Source organism: Pseudomonas sp. ArH3a (assembly GCF_022648765.1).
Classification (GTDB): Bacteria; Pseudomonadota; Gammaproteobacteria; order Pseudomonadales; family Pseudomonadaceae; genus Aquipseudomonas.
On sequence record NZ_CP080330.1, the window covers coordinates 1,073,543 to 1,098,174 of the forward strand.

21 protein-coding genes are annotated in these 24,632 nt (G+C 60.7%); 12 read left to right on the forward strand and 9 right to left on the reverse strand.

The window, feature by feature from the left end; translation table 11 throughout:
• Positions 1 to 57: 57 nt before the first annotated feature.
• A complete protein-coding gene (locus tag K0P33_RS04670) occupies positions 58 to 378 on the reverse strand; it encodes a hypothetical protein (protein WP_094948851.1) in 321 nt (106 codons plus the stop codon).
• A 191-nt stretch (positions 379 to 569) separates the two neighbouring features.
• Complete coding sequence (locus tag K0P33_RS04675) at positions 570 to 1,988, reverse strand: TIGR00366 family protein (RefSeq protein WP_221293829.1); 1,419 nt, start codon at positions 1,986 to 1,988, stop codon at positions 570 to 572.
• Positions 1,989 to 2,173: 185 nt separating this feature from the next.
• Here K0P33_RS04675 and K0P33_RS04680 point away from each other — a divergent pair, with 185 nt between their 5' ends.
• Complete coding sequence (locus K0P33_RS04680; protein WP_094948853.1) at positions 2,174 to 3,463, forward strand: MFS transporter; 1,290 nt, start codon at positions 2,174 to 2,176, stop codon at positions 3,461 to 3,463.
• Between the two features lie 3 nt (positions 3,464 to 3,466).
• On the opposite strand, the gene K0P33_RS04685 is transcribed toward K0P33_RS04680, so the two are convergent.
• Complete coding sequence (locus tag K0P33_RS04685) at positions 3,467 to 4,837, reverse strand: gluconate:H+ symporter (protein ID WP_094948854.1); 1,371 nt, start codon at positions 4,835 to 4,837, stop codon at positions 3,467 to 3,469.
• A 218-nt stretch (positions 4,838 to 5,055) separates the two neighbouring features.
• Between K0P33_RS04685 and K0P33_RS04690 the strand changes: the two genes are divergently transcribed.
• The 4 genes from K0P33_RS04690 to K0P33_RS04705 all read left to right on the forward strand — a co-directional run bounded on the left by K0P33_RS04690 (position 5,056) and on the right by K0P33_RS04705 (position 11,590).
• Positions 5,056 to 5,961 (forward strand): cation diffusion facilitator family transporter, encoded by a 906-nt coding sequence (locus K0P33_RS04690; protein WP_094948855.1) that lies wholly within the window; start codon positions 5,056 to 5,058, stop codon positions 5,959 to 5,961.
• A 109-nt stretch (positions 5,962 to 6,070) separates the two neighbouring features.
• Entirely contained in the window at positions 6,071 to 7,309 is a 1,239-nt protein-coding gene (locus K0P33_RS04695) for a TolC family protein (RefSeq protein ID WP_094948856.1), read from the forward strand.
• Positions 7,310 to 7,327: 18 nt separating this feature from the next.
• Complete coding sequence (locus K0P33_RS04700) at positions 7,328 to 8,437, forward strand: efflux RND transporter periplasmic adaptor subunit (protein WP_242154236.1); 1,110 nt, start codon at positions 7,328 to 7,330, stop codon at positions 8,435 to 8,437.
• A gap of 18 nt (positions 8,438 to 8,455) precedes the next feature.
• A complete protein-coding gene (locus K0P33_RS04705; protein WP_242154238.1) occupies positions 8,456 to 11,590 on the forward strand; it encodes a CusA/CzcA family heavy metal efflux RND transporter in 3,135 nt (1,044 codons plus the stop codon).
• Between the two features lie 126 nt (positions 11,591 to 11,716).
• Here the strand turns inward: K0P33_RS04705 and K0P33_RS04710 are convergent, their stop codons facing one another.
• The 3 genes from K0P33_RS04710 to K0P33_RS04720 all read right to left on the reverse strand — a co-directional run bounded on the left by K0P33_RS04710 (position 11,717) and on the right by K0P33_RS04720 (position 15,453).
• A complete protein-coding gene (locus K0P33_RS04710; RefSeq protein ID WP_094948858.1) occupies positions 11,717 to 13,102 on the reverse strand; it encodes a heavy metal sensor histidine kinase in 1,386 nt (461 codons plus the stop codon).
• On the reverse strand, positions 13,099 to 13,773 hold the full coding sequence (locus K0P33_RS04715) for a heavy metal response regulator transcription factor (RefSeq protein ID WP_094948859.1): 675 nt from the start codon (positions 13,771 to 13,773) through the stop codon (positions 13,099 to 13,101). The genes K0P33_RS04710 and K0P33_RS04715 overlap by 4 nt, the downstream gene beginning before the upstream one ends.
• A gap of 360 nt (positions 13,774 to 14,133) precedes the next feature.
• Positions 14,134 to 15,453: an OprD family porin gene (locus K0P33_RS04720; RefSeq protein ID WP_094948978.1), complete on the reverse strand. Its 1,320-nt coding sequence runs from the start codon at positions 15,451 to 15,453 to the stop codon at positions 14,134 to 14,136.
• A gap of 226 nt (positions 15,454 to 15,679) precedes the next feature.
• On the opposite strand from K0P33_RS04720, the gene K0P33_RS04725 reads away from it, so the two are divergent.
• From K0P33_RS04725 to K0P33_RS04735, 3 genes are all read left to right on the forward strand, one after another.
• On the forward strand, positions 15,680 to 16,012 hold the full coding sequence (locus K0P33_RS04725; protein ID WP_094948860.1) for a DUF2790 domain-containing protein: 333 nt from the start codon (positions 15,680 to 15,682) through the stop codon (positions 16,010 to 16,012).
• A gap of 104 nt (positions 16,013 to 16,116) precedes the next feature.
• Positions 16,117 to 17,433, forward strand: a complete 1,317-nt coding sequence (locus K0P33_RS04730; RefSeq protein WP_094948861.1) for a PAS domain-containing methyl-accepting chemotaxis protein — start codon at positions 16,117 to 16,119, stop codon at positions 17,431 to 17,433.
• Positions 17,434 to 17,493: 60 nt separating this feature from the next.
• Positions 17,494 to 18,069, forward strand: a complete 576-nt coding sequence (locus K0P33_RS04735; RefSeq protein ID WP_094948862.1) for a flavin reductase family protein — start codon at positions 17,494 to 17,496, stop codon at positions 18,067 to 18,069.
• 286 nt (positions 18,070 to 18,355) lie between these two features.
• Here the strand turns inward: K0P33_RS04735 and K0P33_RS04740 are convergent, their stop codons facing one another.
• Positions 18,356 to 19,165 (reverse strand): AraC family transcriptional regulator, encoded by an 810-nt coding sequence (locus K0P33_RS04740; RefSeq protein ID WP_094948863.1) that lies wholly within the window; start codon positions 19,163 to 19,165, stop codon positions 18,356 to 18,358.
• A gap of 193 nt (positions 19,166 to 19,358) precedes the next feature.
• Between K0P33_RS04740 and K0P33_RS04745 the strand changes: the two genes are divergently transcribed.
• From K0P33_RS04745 to ddlA, 4 genes are read left to right on the forward strand one after another with little or no spacing between them, the layout of a single operon-like run.
• Positions 19,359 to 19,922, forward strand: a complete 564-nt coding sequence (locus tag K0P33_RS04745; protein WP_094948864.1) for a DUF2975 domain-containing protein — start codon at positions 19,359 to 19,361, stop codon at positions 19,920 to 19,922.
• A 7-nt stretch (positions 19,923 to 19,929) separates the two neighbouring features.
• Complete coding sequence (locus tag K0P33_RS04750) at positions 19,930 to 20,148, forward strand: helix-turn-helix transcriptional regulator (protein ID WP_094948865.1); 219 nt, start codon at positions 19,930 to 19,932, stop codon at positions 20,146 to 20,148.
• Positions 20,149 to 20,177: 29 nt separating this feature from the next.
• Complete coding sequence (locus tag K0P33_RS04755; protein WP_242154240.1) at positions 20,178 to 20,813, forward strand: LysE family transporter; 636 nt, start codon at positions 20,178 to 20,180, stop codon at positions 20,811 to 20,813.
• A gap of 44 nt (positions 20,814 to 20,857) precedes the next feature.
• Entirely contained in the window at positions 20,858 to 21,952 is a 1,095-nt protein-coding gene (gene ddlA, locus K0P33_RS04760) for a D-alanine--D-alanine ligase (RefSeq protein ID WP_094948867.1), read from the forward strand.
• 101 nt (positions 21,953 to 22,053) lie between these two features.
• On the opposite strand, the gene pgeF is transcribed toward ddlA, so the two are convergent.
• Together pgeF and ggt are read right to left on the reverse strand one after the other, a co-directional pair.
• Positions 22,054 to 22,776, reverse strand: coding sequence for a peptidoglycan editing factor PgeF (pgeF, locus tag K0P33_RS04765; RefSeq protein ID WP_242154242.1), 723 nt, complete (start codon positions 22,774 to 22,776; stop codon positions 22,054 to 22,056).
• A gap of 23 nt (positions 22,777 to 22,799) precedes the next feature.
• Positions 22,800 to 24,629 carry a gamma-glutamyltransferase gene (gene ggt, locus K0P33_RS04770; RefSeq protein WP_242154244.1) on the reverse strand — a complete coding sequence of 610 codons (1,830 nt, stop codon included), beginning with the start codon at positions 24,627 to 24,629 and terminating at the stop codon, positions 22,800 to 22,802.
• Positions 24,630 to 24,632: the final 3 nt, after the last annotated feature.

A 24,632-nucleotide genomic window follows, 5' to 3' on the forward strand; every position in this document is an offset into this window, starting at 1 on the left:
GCCAGGACGGTAGCAACCGAATATGACCGAACGAAGACAGCGAAATGAATCGGGCGATTACAACAGGCGCAGCGCCAATTGGCTACCCGCGCGCAAGTACTCAACCTGGGCCGTCACCGCATCCTTGACGATGGCTTCGCCGGTATCGGTCAACCTGGCTTTCTTCGCATCGATGACACTGGTCTGCAGCAGTTGCATGGCGACATCCATGGCTTTTTGGAAGGCTGTCACGTTGTTATGCAGACCAAACTCTTTGATCACGGCAGCCATGCGCCGATCGGCATCGTCTCGCAGGGTTGTGTACTCAACGACCGATACGTTGTCGTCCTTATAAATATCATTGATCAACTCTTCCAGTGATTTGGACAGGGGCGTCATCGGATTTTCCTTGGCGATTGGTGAGTGGTAATCCGAGTCAGGTTAATCAAAGGCGCTGGCGATAGAAGTCAGGCGTTGTCGACACACAGAGTGGGACGAACCCCACACATTGCATCAGAACGGCAGCTTGCGGCTTGTCGTTAATAATGTGGGAGCGAGCCAGTCACACCGCCGCTCCCACACTGACCGCGTCAGGGCATGACGGGCGGCAAATACTTCAACGTCGTCCCCAACGCCCACAGCAGGAACAACACCAACGGCGTGTGCACCAGCAACTGCACAAACGAAAAACCGATCAAGTCCCGCGCCTTGAGCCCCAACACGCCCAGCAGCGGCAGCATATAGAACGGGTTGATCAGGTTCGGCAGCGCCTCAGCTGCGTTGTAGATTTGCACCGCCCAGCCTAGGTGGTATTGCAGGTCGTTGGCCACTTGCATTACGTAAGGTGCTTCGATGATCCACTTGCCGCCGCCCGACGGAATAAAGAAGCCCAGCACCGCCGAGTACACGCCCATTAATAGCGCGTAGGTGTCGTGGGAGGCGATGGACGTGAAGAAGGTCGAAATGTGGTGCGCCAGGGTCTGGCCGTCGCCGCCCTTGACCACGGTCATCAACGCGGCGATCGAGCCGTACAGCGGAAACTGGATCAGCACGCCGGTGGTGGTCGGCACGGCGCGCGCTACCGCATCCAGAAAGCTGCGTGGGCGCCAGTGCAGCAGCGCACCGACCATGATGAACAGGAAGTTGTAGGTGTTCAGCCCCGAGATGGCGCTGATTGCCGGCTTGGTTGAAAACTCATGGAACAGCCAGCCGGCCGCCAGCAGGGCCAGCAAAATGGTCAACAGCGGGCTGTGTTCCAGCCATTCGCCCGGGCGGGTTGGTGCTTGAATCTTGGGCAGGTTAAAGGCCGGGTCGACGCCGCAGGCTTTTGCATCACGGGCGCTGTTCGGCCCCGGCGCGGTAGCGTAGGCGATGATCAGCGACACCACGATCAGCGCCAGCAACATCACCCCGGATTGCCATAGAAAGATGGTATCGGTGAATGGAATCACCCCTGTAATCGACAGAATCGACGGCGGCAAGCTGGCCGGGTTGGCCTGCAATTGCGCGGCCGACGACGACAGCCCCAGCGCCCACACCGCGCCCAGGCCCAGGTAGGCGGCAGCACCGGCCGCGCGGTAATCCATGCGCAAATCCGTGCGACGGGCCAGTGCGCGCACCAGCAAACCGCCGAACACCAAGGACAAGCCCCAGTTGAGCAGGGAGGCAACCATCGAGATCAGCGCCACCCAGGCCACGGCCGAACGGCCGTTCTTCGGGATGCGTGCCAGGCGGTCGATCAGTTTCACCGCAGGCGGTGAGCTGGCCACCACATAACCGCCGATCACCACAAAGGCCATCTGCATGGTGAACGGGATCAGGCTCCAGAACCCATCACCAAAGGCTTTGGCGGCTTCGGTCGGCGCGGCGCCCATGCCCAGGGTCGCCACGGCGACGATGATCACCGCAAGGGCGGCAAACACCCAGGAGTCAGGAAACCAGCGTTCGGCGAAATTGGAACAACGCAGGGCAAATCGGGCATAGCGGCTTTCTTCGATAGCATCGGCCACGAGTCTTTCCTCTTGTATTTATTATGGTGTTGGCAGTTTTACGGCATGTTCCGCTACGGCCATTGATATGGGAATGCAGTTATTTTCATCGATCCATGAGGAAAACAAATATATCTGTCGTGATTGCCATCATTGGGCTCAGCTCATAACCTGCACGCCATTTTGTTTGTCTGCCGAGCCTCCACATGACTGCCACCTTTTCTCCACAGGCGCAGCGTTTTTCCCGCTCCGACTACAAAACCCTGGGCCTGGCCGCCCTCGGCGGCGCCCTGGAAATCTACGACTTCATCATCTTCGTATTCTTTGCGCTGACCCTCAGCCAGCTGTTTTTCCCGCCAGAAATGCCCGAGTGGCTGCGCCTGCTGCAAAGCTTCGGCATCTTCGTCACCGGCTACCTGGCGCGTCCGCTGGGCGGCATTTTGATGGCGCACTTCGCCGATCACCTGGGGCGCAAACGCGTGTTCAGCCTGAGCATCCTGATGATGGCCTTGCCCTGCCTGCTGATCGGGATCATGCCGACCTACGCGCAAATCGGTTATTTCGCCCCATTGATCCTGCTGGTGCTGCGCGTGCTGCAAGGCGCGGCAGTGGGCGGCGAGGTGCCCAGCGCCTGGACCTTCGTCGCCGAACACGCGCCAACCCAGCATCGCGGCTATGCCCTGGGCTTCCTGCAGGCCGGCCTGACCTTCGGCTACCTGCTCGGCGCATTGACTGCCACCCTGCTGGCGCAAGTTTTCACCCCCGCTGAAATCCTCGATTACGCCTGGCGCTTCCCGTTCCTGCTCGGTGGTGTGTTCGGCGTGATCGGCGTGTGGCTGCGCCGCTGGCTCAACGAAACCCCGGTGTTCCTCGAAATGCAGGCGCGTCGCCAGGCCGCCGCCGAACTGCCTCTGCGCACCGTGCTGCGCGACCATCGCGCCGTGTTGCTGCCGGCGATGATCCTCACCTGCGTGCTCACCTCGGCGGTGGTGGTGCTGGTGGTCATCACCCCAACCATGATGCAAAAAACCTTCGGCATGAGCCCCAGCCACACCTTCGCCTTGAGCGCATTGGGCATCGTCTTCCTGAATATCGGCTGTGTCCTGGCCGGCCTGCTGGTGGACCGCATCGGCGCCTGGCGCGCGGTGCAGGTCTACAGCTTGTTGCTGCCGGTGGGCATTGCGGTGCTGTACGCCAGCCTGATCAACGGCGGCGTATGGCTGGGCGCGGCATATGCCGTGGCGGGCTTGAGTTGCGGCGTAGTGGGCGCGGTGCCGTCGGTGATGGTCGGCCTATTCCCGGCGCAGGTGCGGGTGTCGGGAATTTCCTTCACCTACAACATTGCCTACGCGTTGTGGGCGAGTACTACGCCGCTGCTGTTGATTGCGCTGATGCCTACCAGCCCGTGGATTTGCGTGGGCTATTGCGTGGTGATGGGCGCGGTGGGGGTGGCGAGTGTGGCGATTTTTGGTAAGCGCCACACCTTGGCCTCCTGAGGTTTAAGTCAGAAAGTGCCACAGCACCAACGTACCCACCAAGCCGACGACGGAAACGATGGTCTGCAACACCGACCACACCCAGATCGTCTGCTTCAGCTGCAAGCCAAAGTACTCCCGCACCATCCAGAACCCGGCGTCGTTGACGTGGCAGAAGAACACCGAGCCGGCGCCAATCGCCAGCGCTACCAATGAACTCTGGGTCGCCGCCAAACCCGCCATCATCGGTGCGAGAATGCCCGCCGTGGTAGTGGTAGCAACGGTCGCCGAGCCGGTGGCCTGGCGCAGGGCCACGGCGATCAACCATGCCAGCAGCAAGTAGGGCATGTGTGCGCCTTCGGCGACCTTGCTGATAGTCTGGCTGACGCCGGCGTCCAGCAGGGTTTGCTTGAGGCCGCCGCCGGCACCGATGGTCAACAGCAGCACGGCGATAGGCGCGAGGGCTTTGCGCAGGGTGTTGCCGACGTCGCTGCGTGGCATACCGGCGGCCCAGCCCAGGCAGATCACAGCGGCGATGACGGCCAGGCCAAGTGCGATCAGCGGCTCACCGAGGAATTTCAAGGTCAATGCCACCGGGTTTTCCGGCGACATCGCAACCTTGGCCAAGGTGCTGCCGAGCATCAGAATCACCGGCAGCAAGATGATCAGCAACGACACCCCGAAACTCGGCTGGCGTGGCGCCTTGGGCGGTGCGCTGAACAGCGCGCCGATGTCGGCCGGTTCATCCACGTGCAGGCGTTTGGACAGCCAGTTGCCGTAGAGCGGGCCCGCGAGAATCACCGCCGGCACCGCCAGGCAAAAGCCCAGCAGCATAGTCAGGCCCAGGTCGGCGTGCAGCGCGCTCACCGCAATCAGCGGGCCCGGATGCGGTGGCATCAGGGCGTGCAGGGTGGTCATGCCGGCCAGCGCCGGGATCGCGATTTTCAGCAGTGGTTGGTTCGAGCGTTTGGCCATCACGAAGATGATCGGCACCATCATCACCAAGCCGACTTCGAAGAACAGCGGCAGGCCGATCACCATGGCGACCAGCGCCATTACCCAGGGCAGCGACTTGCCTTTGCCCAGCCCGAGCAGGGTGGTGGCAATGCGGTCGGCCGCGCCGGATTCGGCCATCAACGCACCGAGCATCGAGCCCAGGGCGATGATGATCCCGGCTTCACCGAGGATCGCCCCGGCGCCTTTGCTGAAGGCTTTGGCGACTTCTTCCGGGGGCAACCCGGCGCCGACACCGGCGATAAACGTACCGATCAGAATCGACAGGAACGGCGGCAGCTTGGTCGCGCTGATCAACACAATGATGCTGACGATCGCCAGCAGCACGCAGAACATAAGGCGGGTGTCGTGAACCATCCACGCGGCAGTCGATAACTCCAAAACGGGGCTCCTTATCGAACAGGTTGGCTAATTTGTTTCTTTTTGTTTCCTGTCCGAAAAGCATACCTGATAGAACCGTGCCACAGCGCTATTGCGCAGTTTTGGTGCGAGCCTGGTTAACGCTTGGCTGACAGCTGAATGACAATTTCGCAAGGCGTGCCGGTGCTATGGTTTTATGGCCCTATGATCAGCCCATTCCGTTATGACGAGGACATCACATGAGCGCCGGACACAATCACGCCCAGGTACGCGCAGGTCACGAACGCAAGTTGTGGATGGCGCTCGGCTTAACCGGGAGTTTTATGATCGCCGAGGTCATCGGCGCCTTCGTCACCGGCAGCCTGGCGCTGTTGTCCGACGCGGCCCACATGATGACGGACACCCTGGCGATGGCGATTTCCCTGGTTGCCATCCAGATGGCCAAGCGCGCCGCTGACCGTAAGCGCACCTTCGGGTATGCGCGTTTCGAAATTCTGGCGGCGTCGTTCAATGCGCTGCTGCTGTTTGCCGTGGCCTTTTACATTCTGTATGAGGCCTATCAACGGCTGCAGGCGCCGCCTGAAATCCAGTCCACCGGCATGCTGGTGATCGCGGTGTTGGGGCTGATCATCAACTTGATTTCGATGCGCCTGCTCAGTGCCGGCAGCGGCGAAAGTCTCAACGTCAAAGGCGCCTACCTGGAAGTGTGGAGCGACATGCTCGGCTCCATTGGCGTGATCATCGCGGCGCTGGTGATCATGCTCACCGGTTGGGGCTGGGTCGATTCCTTGGTGGCGGCAGGGATTGGTTTCTGGGTATTACCACGCACCTGGATCTTGCTGAAGGAAAGCATGAACGTGCTGCTGCAAGGCGTGCCCGACGGCATTGATATTGATCAGGTCGAGCAGGGCATCCGCAACGTGCCTGGGGTCAAGGACGTGCACGACCTGCATATCTGGGCCCTGACCAGTGGCAAGAATGTGCTGAGTGCGCACTTGGTGGCGGACTCGGCGCTGGGCACCGAACAACAAATCCTCACGCTGGTGACGGAGTTGCTGCACGAACAATTCGATATTTCCCACGTCACGTTGCAGGTGGAAGGCGAGGGGTTTGAGCACGATGAACATGACGACGTGCATGCCTGATCCCGGCTAACAGATTTGTAATGTTCCGCCCACCGCCCTGATAAGTACCGAAAGTTACATTGCCCTCGCTGGGAAACCTCAGCGACTTTCTGGGCCTGGAACTCTCGTTATGGCACTTTCCGTTAGAACACTGTTGGCCGTTAGAACACTGTTAGGGGCGACTGCGTTGTGGGTGGCAGCCAGTGCTGCTCAGGCGCAAACCCTCACGCTTGATGCAGCCCTGCAAGCTGCCTTCGCCAACAACCCCGACCTGGCTGCCGCGCAATGGGAAATCGAGATTGCCCAAGGCGGTCGCCAACAGGCTGGCTTGATCCCCAACCCGGTAGCCTCATGGGATGCCGAAGACACGCGCCGCAACACGCGCACCACCACGATTAAACTCAGCCAAACCCTGGAACTGGGCGGCAAGCGCGGTGCGCGGATTGACGTGGCGACACGTGCCCAGGATGCCGCCGCGCTGACCCTTGAGCAGCGTCGCAATGGCCTGCGCGCCGATGTGATCGACAGCTATTACGGCGCGCTGCGAGCCCAGGAACGCCTCGACCTGGCGCAACGCTCGATGGCGCTTGCCGAGCGCGGCCTAGTGGTCGCCAAGGGCCGCGTCACCGCCGGCAAGTCATCGCCGGTGGAAGCCACGCGCGCGCAGGTGCAGCTGTCGGAGATCCGCCTGGAGTTGAACCGCGCGCAGGTCGGCCTGAGCGATGCCTATCGCCGCCTTGCCGCCAGCACCGGCAGCGCCACCCCCGACTTCCAGGCCGTGGCCACTCAAAGCCAATCCGCACCGCCCTTGCCGGCCTCCGCACAATTGCTGGCGCGACTTGAGCAAACCACCGAACTGCGCCTGGCCGACATGCAGATTATCCAGAGCGAAGCCAGCGTGGGCCTGGAAAAAGCCCAGCGCATTCCTGACCTCGATGTGTCGATCGGCAGCCAGTACGACGCCAGCGTGCGTGAGCGGGTGAACCTGGTGGGCGTGTCGATGCCGATCCCGCTGTTCAACCGCAACCAGGGCAACGTGCTCGCCGCCAGCCGCCGCGCCGATCAGGCCCGCGACCTGCGCAATGCCGTTGAGCTGCGCCTGCGCACCGAAACCCGTCAGGCCCTGGACCTGTGGCAAACCGCCAACACTGAAGTGCGCACGTTCAACCAACAAATCCTGCCCGCCGCCCAAAGCGCGGTGGACAGCGCCACTCGTGGCTTCGAGATGGGCAAGTTCAACTTCCTCGACGTGCTCGACGCCCAGCGCACCTTGATCGCAGCCCGCACCCAATACCTCACGGCGACCGCCCAGGCGACTGACGCCTGGGTACGCATCGAACGGATTTACGGCGACCTCGCCCGGTTTTGATTTTTTCTGGAGTCTTTTATGAAGCATAAACACGGTGTGGCGCTTGCCGTCGCCCTGGGCCTGATGCTGTCTGGTTTTGCCCATGCCGAAGAGGAAGAAGAAGGCAAACTCGAACTCACTGAGCAGCAGATCCAGGCTGCCGGTATCCAACTCGCCCAGTCCCAACCCCGCGCGATCAGCACCCTGCTGACGCTGCCGGGCGAAGTGCGTTTTGACGAGGACCGTACCTCGCACATCGTCCCGCGTGCGGCCGGTGTGGTGGAGGAGGTCAAGGTCAACCTCGGCCAGTCGGTGAAGAAAGGCGAACTATTGGCGGTGATCTCCAGCCAGCAGATTTCTGATCAACGCAGCGAGCTGGCGGCCAGTGAGCGTCGTGTCGAACTGGCACGCACCACTTTCCAGCGCGAGCGCCAACTGTGGAAGGACGAGATCTCCGCCGAGCAAGATTACCTGCTGGCGCGCCAGACCTTGCAGGAAGCTGAAATCGCCTTGAACAACGCTCGTCAGAAGATGACGGCGCTCAGCGGCAGTGCCGTTCTGGCGGGCGGCAATCGCTATGAGCTGCGTGCGCCATTCGCCGGTGTGGTGGTGGAAAAACACCTGGGCGTCGGTGAGGTGGTGGGCGAAACCAGCAATGCCTTCACGCTCTCGGATTTGTCCCAGGTGTGGGTCACCTTCGGCGTGTTTCCCAAGGACTTGAACAAGGTGCGCGTCGGTAAACCGGTGAAAGTCACCTCCACGGAAATGGGCACTGAAGTACAAGGCACCGTGGCCTACGTCGGCAACCTGCTCGGCGAGCAGACGCGTACCGCCACCGTGCGCGTGACCGTGCCCAACCCCGACGACGCCTGGCGCCCCGGGCTGTTTGTCACCGTGCAATTGGCCACCGACACCTACCAGGCCAAGGTCACCGTGCCGCAAACCGCGATCCAGACCGTCGAGGACAAACCTTCGGTGTTTGTGCGCACTGCGGACGGTTTCATCACCCGCCACCTCGAACTGGGCGTGAGTGAAAACGGCTATGTCGAAGTACGCAAAGGCCTCGACGTCGGGGCGCAAGTGGCGACCGAAGGCAGCTTCATCCTCAAGTCCGAACTGGGTAAAGGCTCGGCCGAGCACGCCCATTGATCCTGCGAGTGATTTCCCATGTTTGAGCGCCTTATCCAATTCGCCATCGAACAGCGCATCATCGTGCTGCTGGCGGTGCTGTTGATGGCCGGTGTCGGCATCGCCAGCTATCAGAAGTTGCCCATCGACGCAGTGCCCGACATCACCAATGTGCAGGTGCAGATCAACTCGGCGGCGGCCGGGTTTTCGCCGCTGGAGACCGAACAGCGCATCACCTTTCCGATTGAAACCGCCATGGCCGGCTTGCCGGGTTTGCAGCAGACGCGCTCGTTGTCGCGCTCCGGCTTGTCCCAGGTCACGGTGATCTTCAAAGACGGCACCGACCTGTTCTTTGCCCGCCAATTGGTCAACGAGCGCCTGCAAGTGGCCCGCGAACAATTGCCCACCGGCATCGAAACCGCGATGGGGCCGATTTCCACCGGTCTCGGGGAGATTTTCCTATGGACCGTCGAAGCCGAAGACGGTGCACTCAAAGAAGACGGTACGCCTTACACACCGACCGACCTGCGGGTGATCCAGGATTGGATCATCAAGCCGCAACTGCGCAATGTGCCGGGCGTGGCCGAGATCAACACCATCGGCGGCTTTGCCAAGGAATACCAGATCGCCCCGGACCCCAAGCGTCTGGCGGCCTACAACCTGACGTTGACCGATTTGGTCACTTCGCTGGAGCGTAATAACGCCAACGTCGGCGCCGGTTACATCGAGCGCAGCGGCGAGCAACTGTTGATCCGCGCTCCGGGGCAAGTGGCGTCCATCGATGACATCGCCAATATCGTCATCACCACCTCGGATGGCACGCCGATTCGCGTGCGCAATGTGGCGCACGTCGAAATCGGTCGTGAGCTGCGTACCGGTGCCGCCACGGAAAATGGCCGTGAAGTGGTGCTGGGCACGGTGTTTATGTTGATCGGTGAAAACAGCCGTACCGTGTCCCAGGCGGTGGCGAAAAAACTGGAAGAGATCAACCGTTCGCTGCCCCAAGGCGTGGTGGCCGTCACCGTCTACGACCGCACCAACCTGGTGGAAAAAGCCATCGCCACCGTGAAGAAAAACCTCTTCGAAGGTGCGCTGCTGGTCGTCGCCGTGCTGTTCCTGTTCCTGGGCAACATCCGCGCGGCGTTGATCACTGCGATGGTGATCCCGCTGGCGATGCTGTTCACGTTTACCGGAATGTTCACCAACAAAGTCAGCGCCAACCTGATGAGCCTTGGCGCGCTGGACTTCGGCATTATTGTCGACGGCGCGGTGGTGATCGTCGAAAACGCCATCCGCCGACTGGCCCATGCGCAGCAGCGCCATGGCCGCCTGCTGACCCGCAGCGAACGCCTGCACGAAGTGTTCGCGGCCGCCAAGGAGGCTCGACGGGCTTTGATCTACGGGCAACTGATCATCATGGTGGTGTACCTGCCGATCTTCGCCCTCACGGGTGTGGCTGGGAAGATGTTCCACCCCATGGCCTTTACCGTGGTGATTGCCCTGCTCGGCGCGATGATTCTGTCGGTGACGTTCGTGCCAGCCGCGATCGCGCTGTTCGTCACTGGCAAGGTCAAGGAAGAAGAAAACCTGGTGATGCGCACGGCACGTCGGGTCTATGCGCCGGTGCTGGATTGGGTGATGGCGCGCCGCCCTCTGGTGTTTGGCTTGGCGGTGCTGACCATCGTCGCCTCGGGCGTGGTGGCCAGCCGCATGGGCAGCGAATTTATCCCCAGCCTCAGTGAAGGTGACTTCGCCCAGCAAGCCTTGCGTGTGCCGGGCACCAGCCTGACGCAATCGGTGCAGATGCAGCAGCAGCTGGAAAAAACCTTGATGGCTCAGGTGCCGGAAATCGAACGGGTCTTCGCGCGTACCGGCACCGCGGAAATCGCTTCCGACCCTATGCCGCCGAATATTTCCGACAGCTATGTGATGCTCAAGCCGAAGGACCAATGGCCGGACCCGAAGAAATCTCGTGAAGCGCTGATCGAAGATATCCAGCGCGCCAGTGCGATTGTGCCGGGCAGTGCGTATGAACTGTCGCAACCGATCCAACTGCGTTTCAACGAGCTGATTTCTGGGGTGCGCAGTGATGTGGCGGTGAAGGTGTTTGGCGACGACATGGCGGTGCTCAACAAGACCGCCGGGGAAATCGCCGAGACCCTGCAAAAGCTTGAGGGCGCCTCGGAAGTGAAGGTGGAACAGACTTCCGGGCTGCCGGTACTGACGATCAATATTGACCGCGACAAGGCCGCGCGTTTCGGCCTGAATGTGGGCGATGTGCAGGACACCATTGCCGTCGCTGTCGGTGGGCGCCAGGCCGGTACGTTGTACGAAGGTGACCGCCGCTTCGACATGGTTGTGCGTTTGTCCGACGCGTTGCGTACCGATATCGACGGGCTATCACGGCTGTTGATCCCGGTACCGGCGCTGGCCAGTAACGCGTCGGGGCAGTTGGGTTTTATCGCCTTGTCCCAGGTTGCCAGTTTGGATTTGGTACTCGGGCCGAACCAGATCAGTCGCGAGAATGGCAAGCGTCTGGTGATCGTCAGCGCCAACGTGCGCGGGCGGGATATCGGTTCGTTTGTTGATGAGGCCGAGACGGCCATCAGCAGCCAGGTGAAGGTGCCGGCGGGTTACTGGACGACATGGGGCGGCCAGTTCGAACAGTTGAAGGAAGCCTCCGAACGTTTGCGCATCGTGGTGCCGGTGGCGTTGCTGCTGGTGTTCGGGCTGCTGTTTATGATGTTCAACAACCTCAAGGACGGGCTGCTGGTGTTTACCGGGATTCCGTTCGCGTTGACCGGTGGGATCATGGCGCTGTGGTTGCGCGATATTCCATTGTCGATCTCGGCGGGGGTGGGCTTTATCGCGTTGTCGGGTGTGGCGGTGTTGAACGGGCTGGTGATGATTGCCTTCATCCGCAACCTGCGCGAGGAAGGGCGCTCATTGTCGGTGGCGATCAACGAAGGCGCGCTCACCCGTTTGCGCCCGGTACTGATGACGGCGCTGGTGGCGTCCCTGGGGTTTATCCCAATGGCCCTGGCCACCGGCACCGGCGCCGAGGTGCAGCGCCCGTTGGCGACGGTGGTGATTGGCGGGATTATTTCTTCCACGTTGCTGACCTTGCTGGTGCTGCCGGCGTTGTATCAGTGGGCGCATCGCAAGGAGGAATGACGAGTAGCTGGTGAGCGGGCTTGCTGTGTTGAATGGACTTGCTGTGGCGAGCGGGGCTGTTGTGGCAAGCCCGCTCGCCACAACAGGTGCGCTTGCCACACCGATCAGGCTCAGCCTAGAGGCGGCTTAGACTTGAGGAAACACCAGGCGGAACAAGGTAAAGCCACCGGGCAGGCTGCGCACATCAGCCTGCCCTTGGTGCAGGGTCATGATCGACCGTACGATCGCCAGGCCCAGGCCGGTGCCGCCCTCAGTGCGTGCGCGGCTGCTGTCGACACGGTAAAAACGCTCGAACAGGTACGGCAGGTGTTGCGCTTCGATCCCCGAGCCTGGGTTGCTGACGGACAACGAAACGTTGTTGTCGTAAGCCTCCACCAGCAACGAAATATGCGCGCCCGATGGGCTATGGCGGATGGCGTTGGACAGCAGGTTGGAGAGGGCACGTTGAATCATCAGGCGATCGCCGTGTACTTGGGCCTCGCCGCTGAGGGTCAGGGTCAGCTGTTTGTCTTCGGCACTCAGGGCGAACAAGTCCATCACCCGGTTTGCCTCAGCCGTCAGCGACACGGCAGTAAACGAAGCTCGCGCCGCCGGGTGGCTGACTTGGGCCAGAAACAACATGTCGGAAACGATACGCGCCAGGCGCTCCAGCTCTTCGGTGTTGGATTCCAGCACCGCTTTGTAGGCCTCCGGCGGGCGTTCGCGCGACAGCGTCACCTGGGCCTTGCCCATCAGGTTGGTCAGCGGCGCGCGCAGTTCGTGGGCGAGGTCATCGGAGAATTGCGACAGCTGCTGCACCCCGGCGTCCAGGCGGTCGAGCATCACGTTGAAGCCTTGCGCCAGCTCGCCCAGTTCGTGCGGCAGGTTGTCGACGGACAGGCGATGGGTCAGGTCCTGCGTGGTGACTTTGGCCGCCACTCGGCTGAACTGCTTCAGCGGCGCCAGCCCGCGCTGCACCAGCCACCAGGCGCCCATGCCGATCAATATCAAGAGCATCGGCAACGCGATCACCGTGGCGCGCAGGTAGGCACTGAGCAGTGCCTGGTCGTCCCTGCGGTCCAGGGACAGCAAAACGCGCACGCGTTCGCCGCTGGCCAGGCGCATTAGGCTGGAAGCGCTGAGTACTTGGTTGCCATCGCTGTCGGCCCAGTTGAGGTAACCGAGAGTTTCACGCGGCGTGAAGTCGGTCAGCAACGGTTCCTGAGGCTTGGCGCCGGCGCTCAGTAACACGCTGTTATCGGGGGCCGTGCCGACAATGGTCAGGTAGAAATTGTCATGGCCGATCACCAGGTCCATCAGCGAGTGCGGGCGGGCGCGGATGCCGCTGGCGTTGAGGCCCTGTGACAGGCTGTGCTGGATCTGTTCCATCTTGCTTTCCAGGCCTTTGCGCGCCAGTTTTTCCAGCTCGTGGGTCAGGGCCAGGTACGCCAGGGTTGCCAGCAACAGCACCAGGCCTGCGCCCATCAGGCTGACCGTCAGCCCCAGGCGCATCGACAAACTGCTGACTTTCATTGCCGTGCCTCCAGCACATAACCCACACCGCGAATGGTGTGGATCAGCTTGACCTCACTCTGGTCATCCACCTTGGCGCGCAGGCGGCTGATGGAAACCTCCACCACGTTGGTGTCGCAGTCGAAGTTCATGTCCCACACCAGCGAAATAATCTGCGTGCGGGTCAGCACTTCGCCGGTCTGGCGCATCAGCACCTGCAGCAGCGCGAACTCCTTGGTGGTCAGGTCGATACGCCGACTGCCGCGGTACGCGCGATGGCGACGCGGGTCCAGTTCCAGGTCCAGCACACGGAACACGTCCGGCTGTGGGATATGCTCGCTGCGCCGCAACAGGGTGCGCACCCGCGCGAGCAATTCGGGAAACTCGAAGGGTTTGACCAGGTAATCATCGGCGCCCATGTCCAGGCCCTTGATCTTGTCGGCGAGCCGGCCACGGGCAGTCAGCATCATCACGCGTTGGCTGCCGTTGCGGCGCAATTGCTCCAGCACTTCCCAGCCATCCTTGCCCGGCAGGTTGACGTCGAGAATGACCAGCTCATAGGCGTGCTGCCCTGCCAGGTGCAAGCCATCGATGCCATTGGACGCGCAGTCGACCACATAGCCACTTTCGTTCAGGCCTTGCTGCAGGTAGTCGGCGGTTTTTTGCTCGTCCTCAACGACAAGGATACGCATGGGGTATTTACCTTTTTTAGGTGAAAGAAGGGCTCCATTTCCTTATGGAATCGGGTGCTTTGGGAGTAGGGAAAGTCTGAACGGTGAAGTAGCTTCAGGGTCAACTGCGACCATCGGTCGCAACGCAGTGCCGGTGCGCAAAAAAAAACGCCCCGAGGGGCGTTAAAAATTCATCTCTTTCCAAAGGAGCTCCAAAAAAGCTTCAGAGACGAATGTTGCTCGGTGCACATAAGTTGACGCGAGTATAGGCGTTCAACTTAACGGGAAGCTGAGGCTAATATTACAGTCTTGTTACTTGTGCATTTGTGAGCAAATGTTAGTTAAGGGCGAACGAATGTAAGCACTCACCGTGGTGATTATTCAGAGTGCCACCAGTGGGTATTCGGCAATCAAGCGCACTTCCTCCAAGTCCGACTCGAAAGTACTGGAGCGCACGGTGGCTTGGCGCAAGCGCAACGACAAATCCTTCAGGCTGCCACTTTGCACCACGTACTTGGCCTCGACGTTGCGTTCCCAGCGGCGTTGGTCCGTCAGCGGGTTGCCCGCCGAATCGCGGCGCATATACACCGAGTTGGCGTTGCTGTAATCGGCGCCGGAGCCTTTGGCGTAGCGGGTCATGAATGATAGGCCGGGAATGCCGAACGCCTGCATGTCCAGGTCGTAACGGGCCATCCACGAGCGCTCCTTGGGCGAGTTGAAGTCGCTGTACTGGATCGAGTTGTTGAGGAAGATCGAGTCCGATTGGCGCAAGTAATCGAAGTCGTCATCGCCGTTGTTGCGCTGGTGCGACACGGCCACGCTGTGGGCGCCGACCTTTACCCCAAGCCTGGCGCTCCAGATGTTGTTGTCGAACTCACCCAGCCGTTTTTTGCCTTCGTCCACGGCCTTGTAATAGTTGAAGTCGCCGAACAATGAGACGTCGTCGGTCAACGGGTAATTGGCGGCGCTGCCGAAGTAGTATTGGTCCCACGCGTCCTTCAAACGGCTGCTGTACAGGCTGACTGTAAGGTGTTTATTGACGGCATATTCACCGCCTAGATAGCCGATCCACGGCGAGTCGACCTTGCCCGCATAGAAGGTCGCAAAGCCTTTGTTCATGCCACTTTCACTGGGTTGGCTCATGCCGCTCAGGCGTCCGCCTTGCAGGCTCAGGCCCTCAAGGCTGGTATTTTGCGCGGTGACGCCGCGAAAGCTTTCCGGCAACAAGCGCGAGTCGCCGGCTGCCACCACGGGGGTGGCGGGGAATACGTCGCCGGCCTTGATGACGGTGTCCAGCACGCGTAATTTCGCCGCGCCGCCGAATTTGCTGTAGCTGCTTTCGGGGCGGTTGTCGCTGTCCACCGGCAACACGCCGAACGAGCCCTTACCGCCGCTGCGGCCGGTGCCCGAGTCAAGTTTCAGGCCATACATGGCAAACGCATCCAGGCCGAACCCCACGGTACCTTGGGTAAAACCCGATTCGAATTTGCCGATCAAGCCCTGCGCCCAGGCTTCGGAATAGCCATTGCCGGTGGGGCTGGACTGGCCCTTGCGGTCATCACGGTTGAAGTAAAAATTGCGCGCCAGCACGCTCACGCTGCTGCCTTCGATAAAACCTTCGGGTTTGTCTTCCACGGCCACGGCGGCCAGAGGCAGTGCGGCAATCAGTGAAAAGGGTAGGGTGTAGTAAGCAATACTCATGTTTCGCTCCTGGGTGTCGGCAGTTTTCAGCTTTTTATAGGATCGGGCGTTCTTATTGATTTGGCCCAGGCTGATAGTTGCAAACCGCAGATAACGAACTCGTTGCGTGAACATTACAATTCTGGCAGCTCGCGACCACCTAACAGATAAGTAATGTTTCAGTGAACATGGCGACAGGGTTGGTTGATTAGTCTCGTTACTGAACTTTTCAATCGAGGAACCTGTTATGAACGCTTATAAAATTGGCTTGGGTGTATTAACGGCAGTCTTGTCATTTGGCGCGTTGGCCGAAGGCGGGGGTGATCGCACCTTTGCCCTGATGATGGAGCGCAATGAAAAAGCCATGGCGGCCTACGCCGAGAAAAAGGGCAAACCGATGCCCGAGGTACAGGCCTACCGCTATGGCATGAAGCTGGACATTGCCAACGTGGTCAACGTCACACCGCCGATCCGCTCGTGCAACCCGGTGCCGTCGCGCATGACCTATGAAGACTCCAGCGGCAAGCTCAATACCCTTGAGTATCAAGTGATGGGCATCTGCCGAAACAACGGTGGTTGATCGGGCCAAAAAACAGTTGGGGGCGGCGCAAAAAAGCGCTTCAGAAAACGCCGGCAGCGCCGATGCAGGTGAGAATCCTCTCCCAATATGACCATCGGTGCCCCATGTTCAACACCCGTTTGAAGCAGGAGCTGTCGGCTCTTCGTGAAGAGTTGTCCAGCTTGCAGCAGGTCAAGGAGAGCCTGGAAAGCGAAATGCTGTGCCTGACGCTGGACGCCGAAGGCCGGGTGGAGTGGGCGAACGCCAACTTCCTGCAAGAACTGTCGTACCAGGCTACAAACATACTGGGGCGCCACATTGATGAGCTGGTGCCCGCATATCTGCGTCAGGACGAATTCCAGCGGCGCTTCAAGAATGCCCTGGTGCGGGGCGAACACTTCGCCGGCACCGTGCGCCTGATGCGTGGCAACGGCAAGGAAGCGTGGCTGCGTTCGATCCTGCAGCCGGTGCGCAACTCGGACGGGTGCATCAAACATTTTTCGATTTATTCCAGCGACCTCACTCGCACCATCGAGGCGTCGCGCGAGCACGAAAACCTGATCACCGCGCTGGTGCGTTCCACCGCGGTCATCGAGTTCGACCTCGGCGGGCATGTGCTGACCGCCAATGACCGGTTCCTGAGCGGCATGGGTTACAGCCTGGCGCAAATCCAGGGCAAACATCACCGTATGTTCTGCGAGCCACAGGAATACAACAGCCCGGAGTATCAGCACTTCTGGAAACGTTTGAATGCCGGTGAGTTTGTTGCCGCGCGCTTCAAACGGGTCGACAGCCATGGCCGTGTGGTGTGGCTGGAGGCGACCTACAACCCGGTGCTGGATGCCAATGAACGGTTGTACAAAGTGGTCAAGTTCGCCACGGTGATCACCGATCAAGTCAATCAAGAGCAAGCGGTGGCCGAGGCCGCCAACATCGCCTACAGCACCTCGCTGCAAACCGACGACAGTGCCCAGCGCGGCAGCACCGTCGTGACCCAGGCGGTGGATGTGATGCGTGATCTGGCCAAGCACATGCAACAGGCCGGTGATGGCATCGAGGCGCTGAACGCGCAGTCCCAAGTGATCGGCACCATCGTCAAGACCATCAGCGGCATCGCCGAGCAAACCAACCTGCTGGCACTCAATGCGGCCATCGAAGCAGCACGTGCCGGTGAGCAGGGCCGTGGCTTTGCGGTGGTGGCTGATGAAGTTCGTCAATTGGCCTCGCGTACCAGCAAGGCCACCGAGGAAATCGTCGGTGTGGTGCGTCAGAACCAGGACATGGCCCGCGATGCGGTGTCCTTGATGACTGAAGGCCGCGAGCAGGCCGAGCAAGGTTTAGCGCTGGCGGCCGAGGCGGGCACGGTGATTGTCGAGATCCAGGACGGTGCAAAAAAGGTGGTCAGTGCGGTAGGACAATTCGCAAATCAGCTGTCGACCTAACCCGTGGGACTTGCGCTTGAGGTATCGTAGGTTTTTTCTTGCTTGAAGAGCCGCCCCTCCATGAGCCCTACCCACCTTCTCCCCGTTCCGTTGTCCAAGGCTTACCGCTTGCTCAATCACGGGCCGACCGTGTTGGTGAGCGCGGCCCACGACGGCAAGCGCAATATCATGGCCGCTGCCTGGGCGATGCCGCTGGATTTTGAACCGCCGAAAGTCGCCGTGGTGCTGGACAAGGCCACCTGGACCCGCCAACTGCTGGAAGGCGCCGGCACCTTCGTGCTCCAAGTGCCTTGTGTGGCCCAGGCCGATCTGGTGCAGACCGTCGGCAACACCACGGGCTCAGACACCGACAAATTCGCCGCCTACGGCCTGCAGACGTTCAACGGTGAACACACCGAAGCGCCGCTGCTGGAAGGTTGTGTCGCCTGGCTGGAATGCCGCCTGCTGCCCGAGCCCCACAACCAACAGGCCTACGATTTATTCCTCGGCGAAGTCGTGGCCGCCTATGCCGACGAGCGCGTGTTCAGCGAAGGGCACTGGCACTTTGAAGGGCATGATGAGTTACGCACCTTGCACCATATCGCCGGCGGCAATTTCCTCAGCATCGGCGAGCCCATTGTTGGGCGTCAGCTGTAAGCCTTACCCGCGTACGTCTGCCAGGCAGCAGATCGGCGGGGCGTTGGGCCTGGCGGTGCGGGTGTCGGTGGGGTCGAACGGCGTGATTTGCGTTGGTGGGCACGGTGTTGGCGTTGCGCCTCAAGCAACGCTCGCCCGAGCCGCACGCGATATTGGAAACAACATAGATAAAATGTGGGAGCTGGCTTGCCTGCGATAACGCCGGCTCAGCAACACATGTGTTGACTGACGCGCCGCTATCGCAGGCAAGCCAGCTCCCACATTGACTGCATTTCAAGCCAAAGGCTCAGCGCCCGAGCATCTTCACCCAACGCGACGGCGGCATGCCGTAGGTGCTGCGAAATTGCCGTGTCATGTGGCTCTGGTCGGTGAAGCCGGCGGTCAATGCCGCATCCACCAACGATTGGCCTTGGACGAGCAAGCTGCGCACCAGGTCCAGCCGCCGCATGGTCAGGTAGCGATAGGGGCTGGTGCCGAACAACAAGCGAAAATCCCGCGATAACGCCCAGCGATCACGGCCGCAATGGTCGGCCATTTCATCCAGGGTGATGCTGCGGCCCAAGGCGCTGTGGATAAATTCCCGGGCGCGCTCGGCGGCGACGTAATCGAAAGATTTACGGCTGATGATCACCCCCGATGCAGCGCTCAGCGCCTGGGCCAGGTCGTACAGAGCGTCCTGTTCCTGCATCGGGTCAATCGGGCAATCCAGGCTTTGCAGCAATACTTCGCTGGCGCGGAACAGTCGCGGGTCGGTTGATAATCCGTTGTGGATAAACGGTAACGGCCTGCCGCCAAGAATCTGTTGGATTAGCGCCGGCTCCACATAAATCATGCGGTACTTGAAGCCTTCTACACTGCTGGCGCGGCCGTCATGGCATTCATCGGGGTGAATCACCATGGTCGTACCGGGCAAGCTGTGGGTCATGCTGCCGCGGTAGTGATAACTCTGCACGCCGAACAGCGTGCGCCCGATGGCGTAGGTGTCGTGGCGATGCGGGTCGAACGCAAAGCCTGCAAAGTACGCTTCGATACGGTCCAGGCCGCTGGCGTGCGGGGCGCGGTGCAGCCAATCGAGGGTAGAAGTGGGTTGGCCCATGGTGACTGGTCACAAGTAGAGGTGGAAACACGTTAACCCAGTCTGGCGCGGGTTGTCTGCCGAGGTCTTGTACGATTGTGCGTGATCTGGATGAGGCTTCTTGTAATGATCGCATTGCTTTGCGTTAAAAAATGATTGTTTTACGATAATTAATCTATTATTTTGTGCGCTCACTCACTCACCGAGGTTGTTTATGAATACCCAACGTCTGGCCCAGCTCAGTCAGCGCATGTCGCTGCTTACCCTTTTGCTGCTTGTCGTTATGCTGGTGCTTAACACTGCCGTGTGGCTGTTTCCGGTGCTGGGTTCCTCCGCCGATGGCCTGGGGTTTGGCTTTGCCTTGACTGACCGTCTGATCGAGGCGCACGCCGCTAAAGTTGCGCTGTTCCCGTGGTGGCAGACGGCGGGTGGCATTGTGCTTTCCACCATCCCATTGATGGCGTTGGCGTCAGGCTTGAACCATCTGCGCCAACTGTTTCGCAATTACGCTCGGGGTGAGTACTTCTCCAGTGCCGCGGCGCAGCACCTTGGCAAAGTTGGGCGAGCAGTGGCGATATGGGTGCTGCTGGACTTTTTATGCGAGCCGTTGCTCAGTGTCTGGGTCACGATGAATGAGCCGGTCGGCCAGCGATTGATTACGCTGAGTGTCACCGCGCCAAGCTTCGTCGCGTTGTTTCTCGCTGCCTGTATCGCGGTAATCGCGCGTATCCTGTGGCAGGCCAGTGAAGTGGATTCTGAAAACCGTACTTTTGTTTGAGATCGAAATGCCCATTGTGATTGAACTGGACGTTATGCTTGCCCGGCGCAAGGTCAAATCCAAAGACCTGGCGGCCGCCATAGGGATTACCGAACAGAACCTGTCGTTGCTCAAACAAGGCAAGGTCAAGGGCATACGGCTGGGCACGTTGGATGCTATATGTGCCTACCTGGAGTGCCAGCCTGGCGACTTGTTGGTGCACACGCCTGAGCCGGCGGCCGAATAGGTTTAACCACTGACGAAGAGGGACGCCCCATGCTGTTCTCCGACTTGCCGTACGCAGCACCGTTGCTGTCGCTGGGGCTGCTTTGGGCTGTCGCGGTGGTGACGCCGGGGCCGAACTTCTTCAACACTGCCCAACTGGCGGCGAGTTGCTCGCGTCGTCATGGCGTGGTGGCGTCCGCCGGGGTGGCCACGGGCACGGTGATATGGGGGCTGGCAGGCGGCTTGGGCATCAAGTCGCTGTTCACCGCTGCGCCCATGCTCTATCTGGCCTTCAAGATCATCGGCGGCTGCTACCTGATCTACCTGGGGCTGAAACTGTTCAAGCGTTCGGCTCCTATCAATCAAGCCGCATTGCCTGACGAGCCCCAGCGCTCGCTGTTCTCTGCCTGGCGCTTCGGTTTGCTGGGCAACTTGTCCAACCCCAAGGCCGCACTGTTCGTTGCCACGGCCTTCGCCTCGACCATGCCGCCGTCACCGTCGCCAACGTTGTTGGCGCTGGCGGTCATCACCATGACCACCTTGTCGTTCAGCTGGTACACCAGCGTAGCCCTGGTGTTTTCCAGCGAGCGCATGGCCAATCTTTACAGCCGTTCACGCAAGTGGCTCGACCGGTTTGCCGGTGGCTGCTACCTGTTGTTTGGCGCACATCTGGTAGCGAATCGCTGACCGCTCATGGTAAGAAGCCTTACTTTCAATAGTGAGGCCGAGTCATGAGCAAGGTGCGGGTAGGTATTATTTTTGGTGGCCGTTCGGCCGAGCACGAAGTCTCGCTGCAATCGGCGCGCAATATTGTCGATGCGCTGGACCGTTCGCGCTTCGAGCCCGTGCTAATCGGCATCGACAAGGCCGGCCACTGGCACCTCAACGACACCTCGAACTTCCTGATCAACCAGGAAAACCCGGCGCTGATCGCCCTCAACCAGTCCAACCGCGAACTGGCGGTGGTGCCGGGCAAGGCCAGCCAGCAAGTGGTGGAAACCTCGGGCCAGGGCCTGCTGCAACACATCGATGTAATCTTCCCTATCGTCCACGGCACCCTCGGTGAAGACGGCTGCCTGCAAGGCCTGCTGCGCATGGCCGACCTGCCTTTCGTCGGCTCCGACGTACTGGGTTCGGCCGTGTGCATGGACAAGGACATCAGCAAACGCCTGCTGCGCGATGCCGGCATTGCCGTCACCCCGTTCATCACGCTGACCCGTGGCAACGCGGCGCGCACCTCCTTTGAGGCTGCGGCGAACAAACTCGGTTTGCCGATGTTCGTCAAACCCGCCAATCAGGGTTCCTCGGTGGGCGTGAGCAAAGTCGCCGACGCCGCCGAGTACCACGCCGCCGTCGAGCTGGCCCTGGGTTTTGATGAAAAAGTGCTGGTGGAATCCGCCGTTCAAGGCCGCGAAATTGAATGTGCCGTGCTCGGCAACGACAACCCCATCGCCAGCGGCTGCGGCGAAATCGTGGTGAGCAACGGCTTCTATTCCTACGACAGTAAATACATCGACGACCAGGCCGCCCAAGTGGTGGTGCCGGCCGATATCAGCGTTGAGGCCAGCGAGCGTATTCGCCAACTCGCCATCGAAGCGTTTGAGGTGTTGGGTTGCGCCGGGCTGGCGCGGGTCGACGTGTTTCTCACCGACGACGGCGAAGTGCTGATTAACGAAATCAACTCACTGCCTGGCTTCACTCGCATCAGCATGTACCCCAAGCTGTGGCAGGCGGCGGGGATGAGTTACAGCGAGCTGGTAAGCCGGTTGATTGAGCTGGCGCTGGAGCGGCATGCGGGGCGGAAGGGGTTGAAGATAAGCCGCTGATTGTTGTGGCGCTCTACCTTTTGTGGCGCGCGACTTACTGTGGCAAGCTCGCTCGCCACAGTAAGCCGGTTAGCCTGCCAGCCATAGGGGACAGAGGCTCTTTAGGTTTTGCGAGCAATCCACGAATAGATCAACGTCTTCGCCTCCTCCGGGTGATGCGTCCTCCTGCGGTAGCTGGCGAAGGACGGTGATGTGCAGTAAGTGCACATCTCACTGACTTCGATCTGCTCACGCTTAACTCCCGCCGCTTGCAGCAGCATCACCCCGTATCCACTCAAATCAAACCACGCACTTCCCGTCTGCCGCGCATGCGGCGGTGCAATCTGCGGCGCCAGCCGTGGCGCCGGCTGCTCGAAGCGCCACGGTGCCTGTCCGTCACGCCACAAGTGGCCTTGGTCCGCCTGAAACTGGGCGATAAACCCTTCGCTCACCTCGTAACAGCACGGCTTGATCGACGGCCCGATAGCGACCTGCAACTGGTCAACGGCAATGCCCTCGGCGGTAAATTGCTGCACGGCGTTGGCGATAATTCCGCTTTGCAACCCCCTCCAGCCGCCATGCACGGCGGCAACCATTTCACCACTTTTCGCGGCAATAAGAATGGGCAAGCAATCAGCGGTAATCACTGAGATTGGCGGGTGCGCGCGAGTGAGCACGCCATCGGCCTCAACGGTATTGGCCACCTGATCAGGCTGCCATTCAATCACCGTCGCACTGTGCACCTGCTTGCAGATGAACACCTCATCCGGCCGCAATGGATCATCGATCGAACAAAAACCGTGGTCGACGCCGGGGAGGGCGCCGAGATTGTTTGCCTGTTGCAAGGGGCTCTCTGCGCTCAATAAAGTCAGTCGCCGACCGCTTCGCCTTCACGCCGAGGATCCGCGCCGCCGCTCAGCGACACCTTACCCTGAGCATCGCGTGTGCGAACAATGGCCTGGATGCCGCTGGTCATATCGATCTCACTCAACGCATGGCCCTTGTCCCTCAGTGCCTGTTTCAACTCAGGGCTGAACAACCCTGCTTCCAGCTCGGTCGCACCGTTGCGGCTACCAAAGTTGGGCAGGCTGATGGCCGCTTGCGGGTCGAGCTTCCAATCGAGCATCGCCACCAGGGATTTGCTCACGTACTCAATGATCTGCGAGCCGCCCGGTGAGCCCACGGTGGCCAGCAACTCGCCGCTCTTGCGGTCGAACACCAAGGTCGGTGCCATGGCCGAGCGTGGGCGTTTGCCGGGCTCGACGCGGTTGGCCACCGGCTGGCCGTTTTCTTCAGGGATGAACGAGAAGTCGGTCATCTGGTTGTTGAGCAAAAAGCCCTGGACCATCACATGCGAACCGAATGCCGCTTCCACCGTGGTGGTCATCGACACAGCGCCGCCCAGGTCATCCACCGCCACCACTTGCGAGGTGGAGATGCGCAACGGCGAGCGGTCCGGCGCGTAGGCCACCTGAATGCCCACAGGCTGGCCTGGTTTGGCGATGCCCATGCTGCGTTCGCCGATCAGCGCAGCGCGCTTGGCCAGGTAGTCTGGGGCGACGAGGCCAGCGGTCGGCACCGGCACGAAGTCGGCATCGGCCACGTACAACCCACGGTCGGCGAACGCCAGGCGACCCGCCTCGGCAAGCAGGTGCACGGCTTCGGGTGTGGGTTCAAGCCCTGCGGGCGATGCGCTTTTAATCGGTTTCATCGGCGCTATGGCCTGGCGTGGGGCGCGGGCTTCCACTGCCTGCAATGTGCCGAGGATCTGTGCGATTGCAATCCCACCCGACGACGGCGGTGGCATGCCGCACACCTGATACTGCTTGTAGTCGGTGCACAGCGGCGTGCGTTCCTTGGCGGTGTAGGCCTTGAGGTCGGCCTGTGACAGGCTGCCCGCATTGCGGTTGCCTTGGACCTTACGCGCGATCTCATCAGCAATCGGCCCGTGATACAGCGCGTCCGGTCCTTCCTTGGCGATGCGCTTGAACACAGCGGCCAGCGCCGGGTTTTTCAACAGGGTGCCGGTGGCTTTAGGCGTGCCGTCGGCATTCAGAAAATACGCCGCCATTTCGGGGGATTGCGCGATGTAACGGTCAGCCGCGATCAACGCGTGCAGGCGCGGCGAAATCGCGAAGCCTTGCTCCGACAAACGAATCGCCGGTTCAAACAGCCTGGCCCATTGCAGGTGCCCGGTCTTCTTGTGCGCCATTTCCAGCGCACGCAATACCCCCGGTGTGCCGACCGACCGCCCGCCAATCTGCGCCTCGGGAAACGCCATCGGCGTGCCGTCCGCTTTTAGGAACAAGCGCTCAGTTGCGCCGGCTGGGGCGGTTTCGCGGCCGTCATAGGCGTGCACTTTTTTGCCATCCCACAGCATGATGAACGCGCCGCCGCCAATGCCGGAAGACTGCGGCTCCACCAGCGTCAGTACGGCCTGCATGGCAATCGCTGCATCAATTGCCGAACCGCCTTGGCGCAACATCTCGCGCCCGGCTTCGGCGGCCAGTGGGTTGGCGGCGGCGGCCATATGGCGCTCGGCGTGGCGGGTGGTGAGGTCGGTGCGGTAACCCGAGCCCAACTCCGGTGCCGGCGGCTGTTCATTGACGGGGGTGTGACAGCCGGCCAGGGCGAGGGCTGCGGCTATCACTGACAGTTGACGGCGGGAAATCAAAAACACGCGCTGAACTCCGTTCATTTT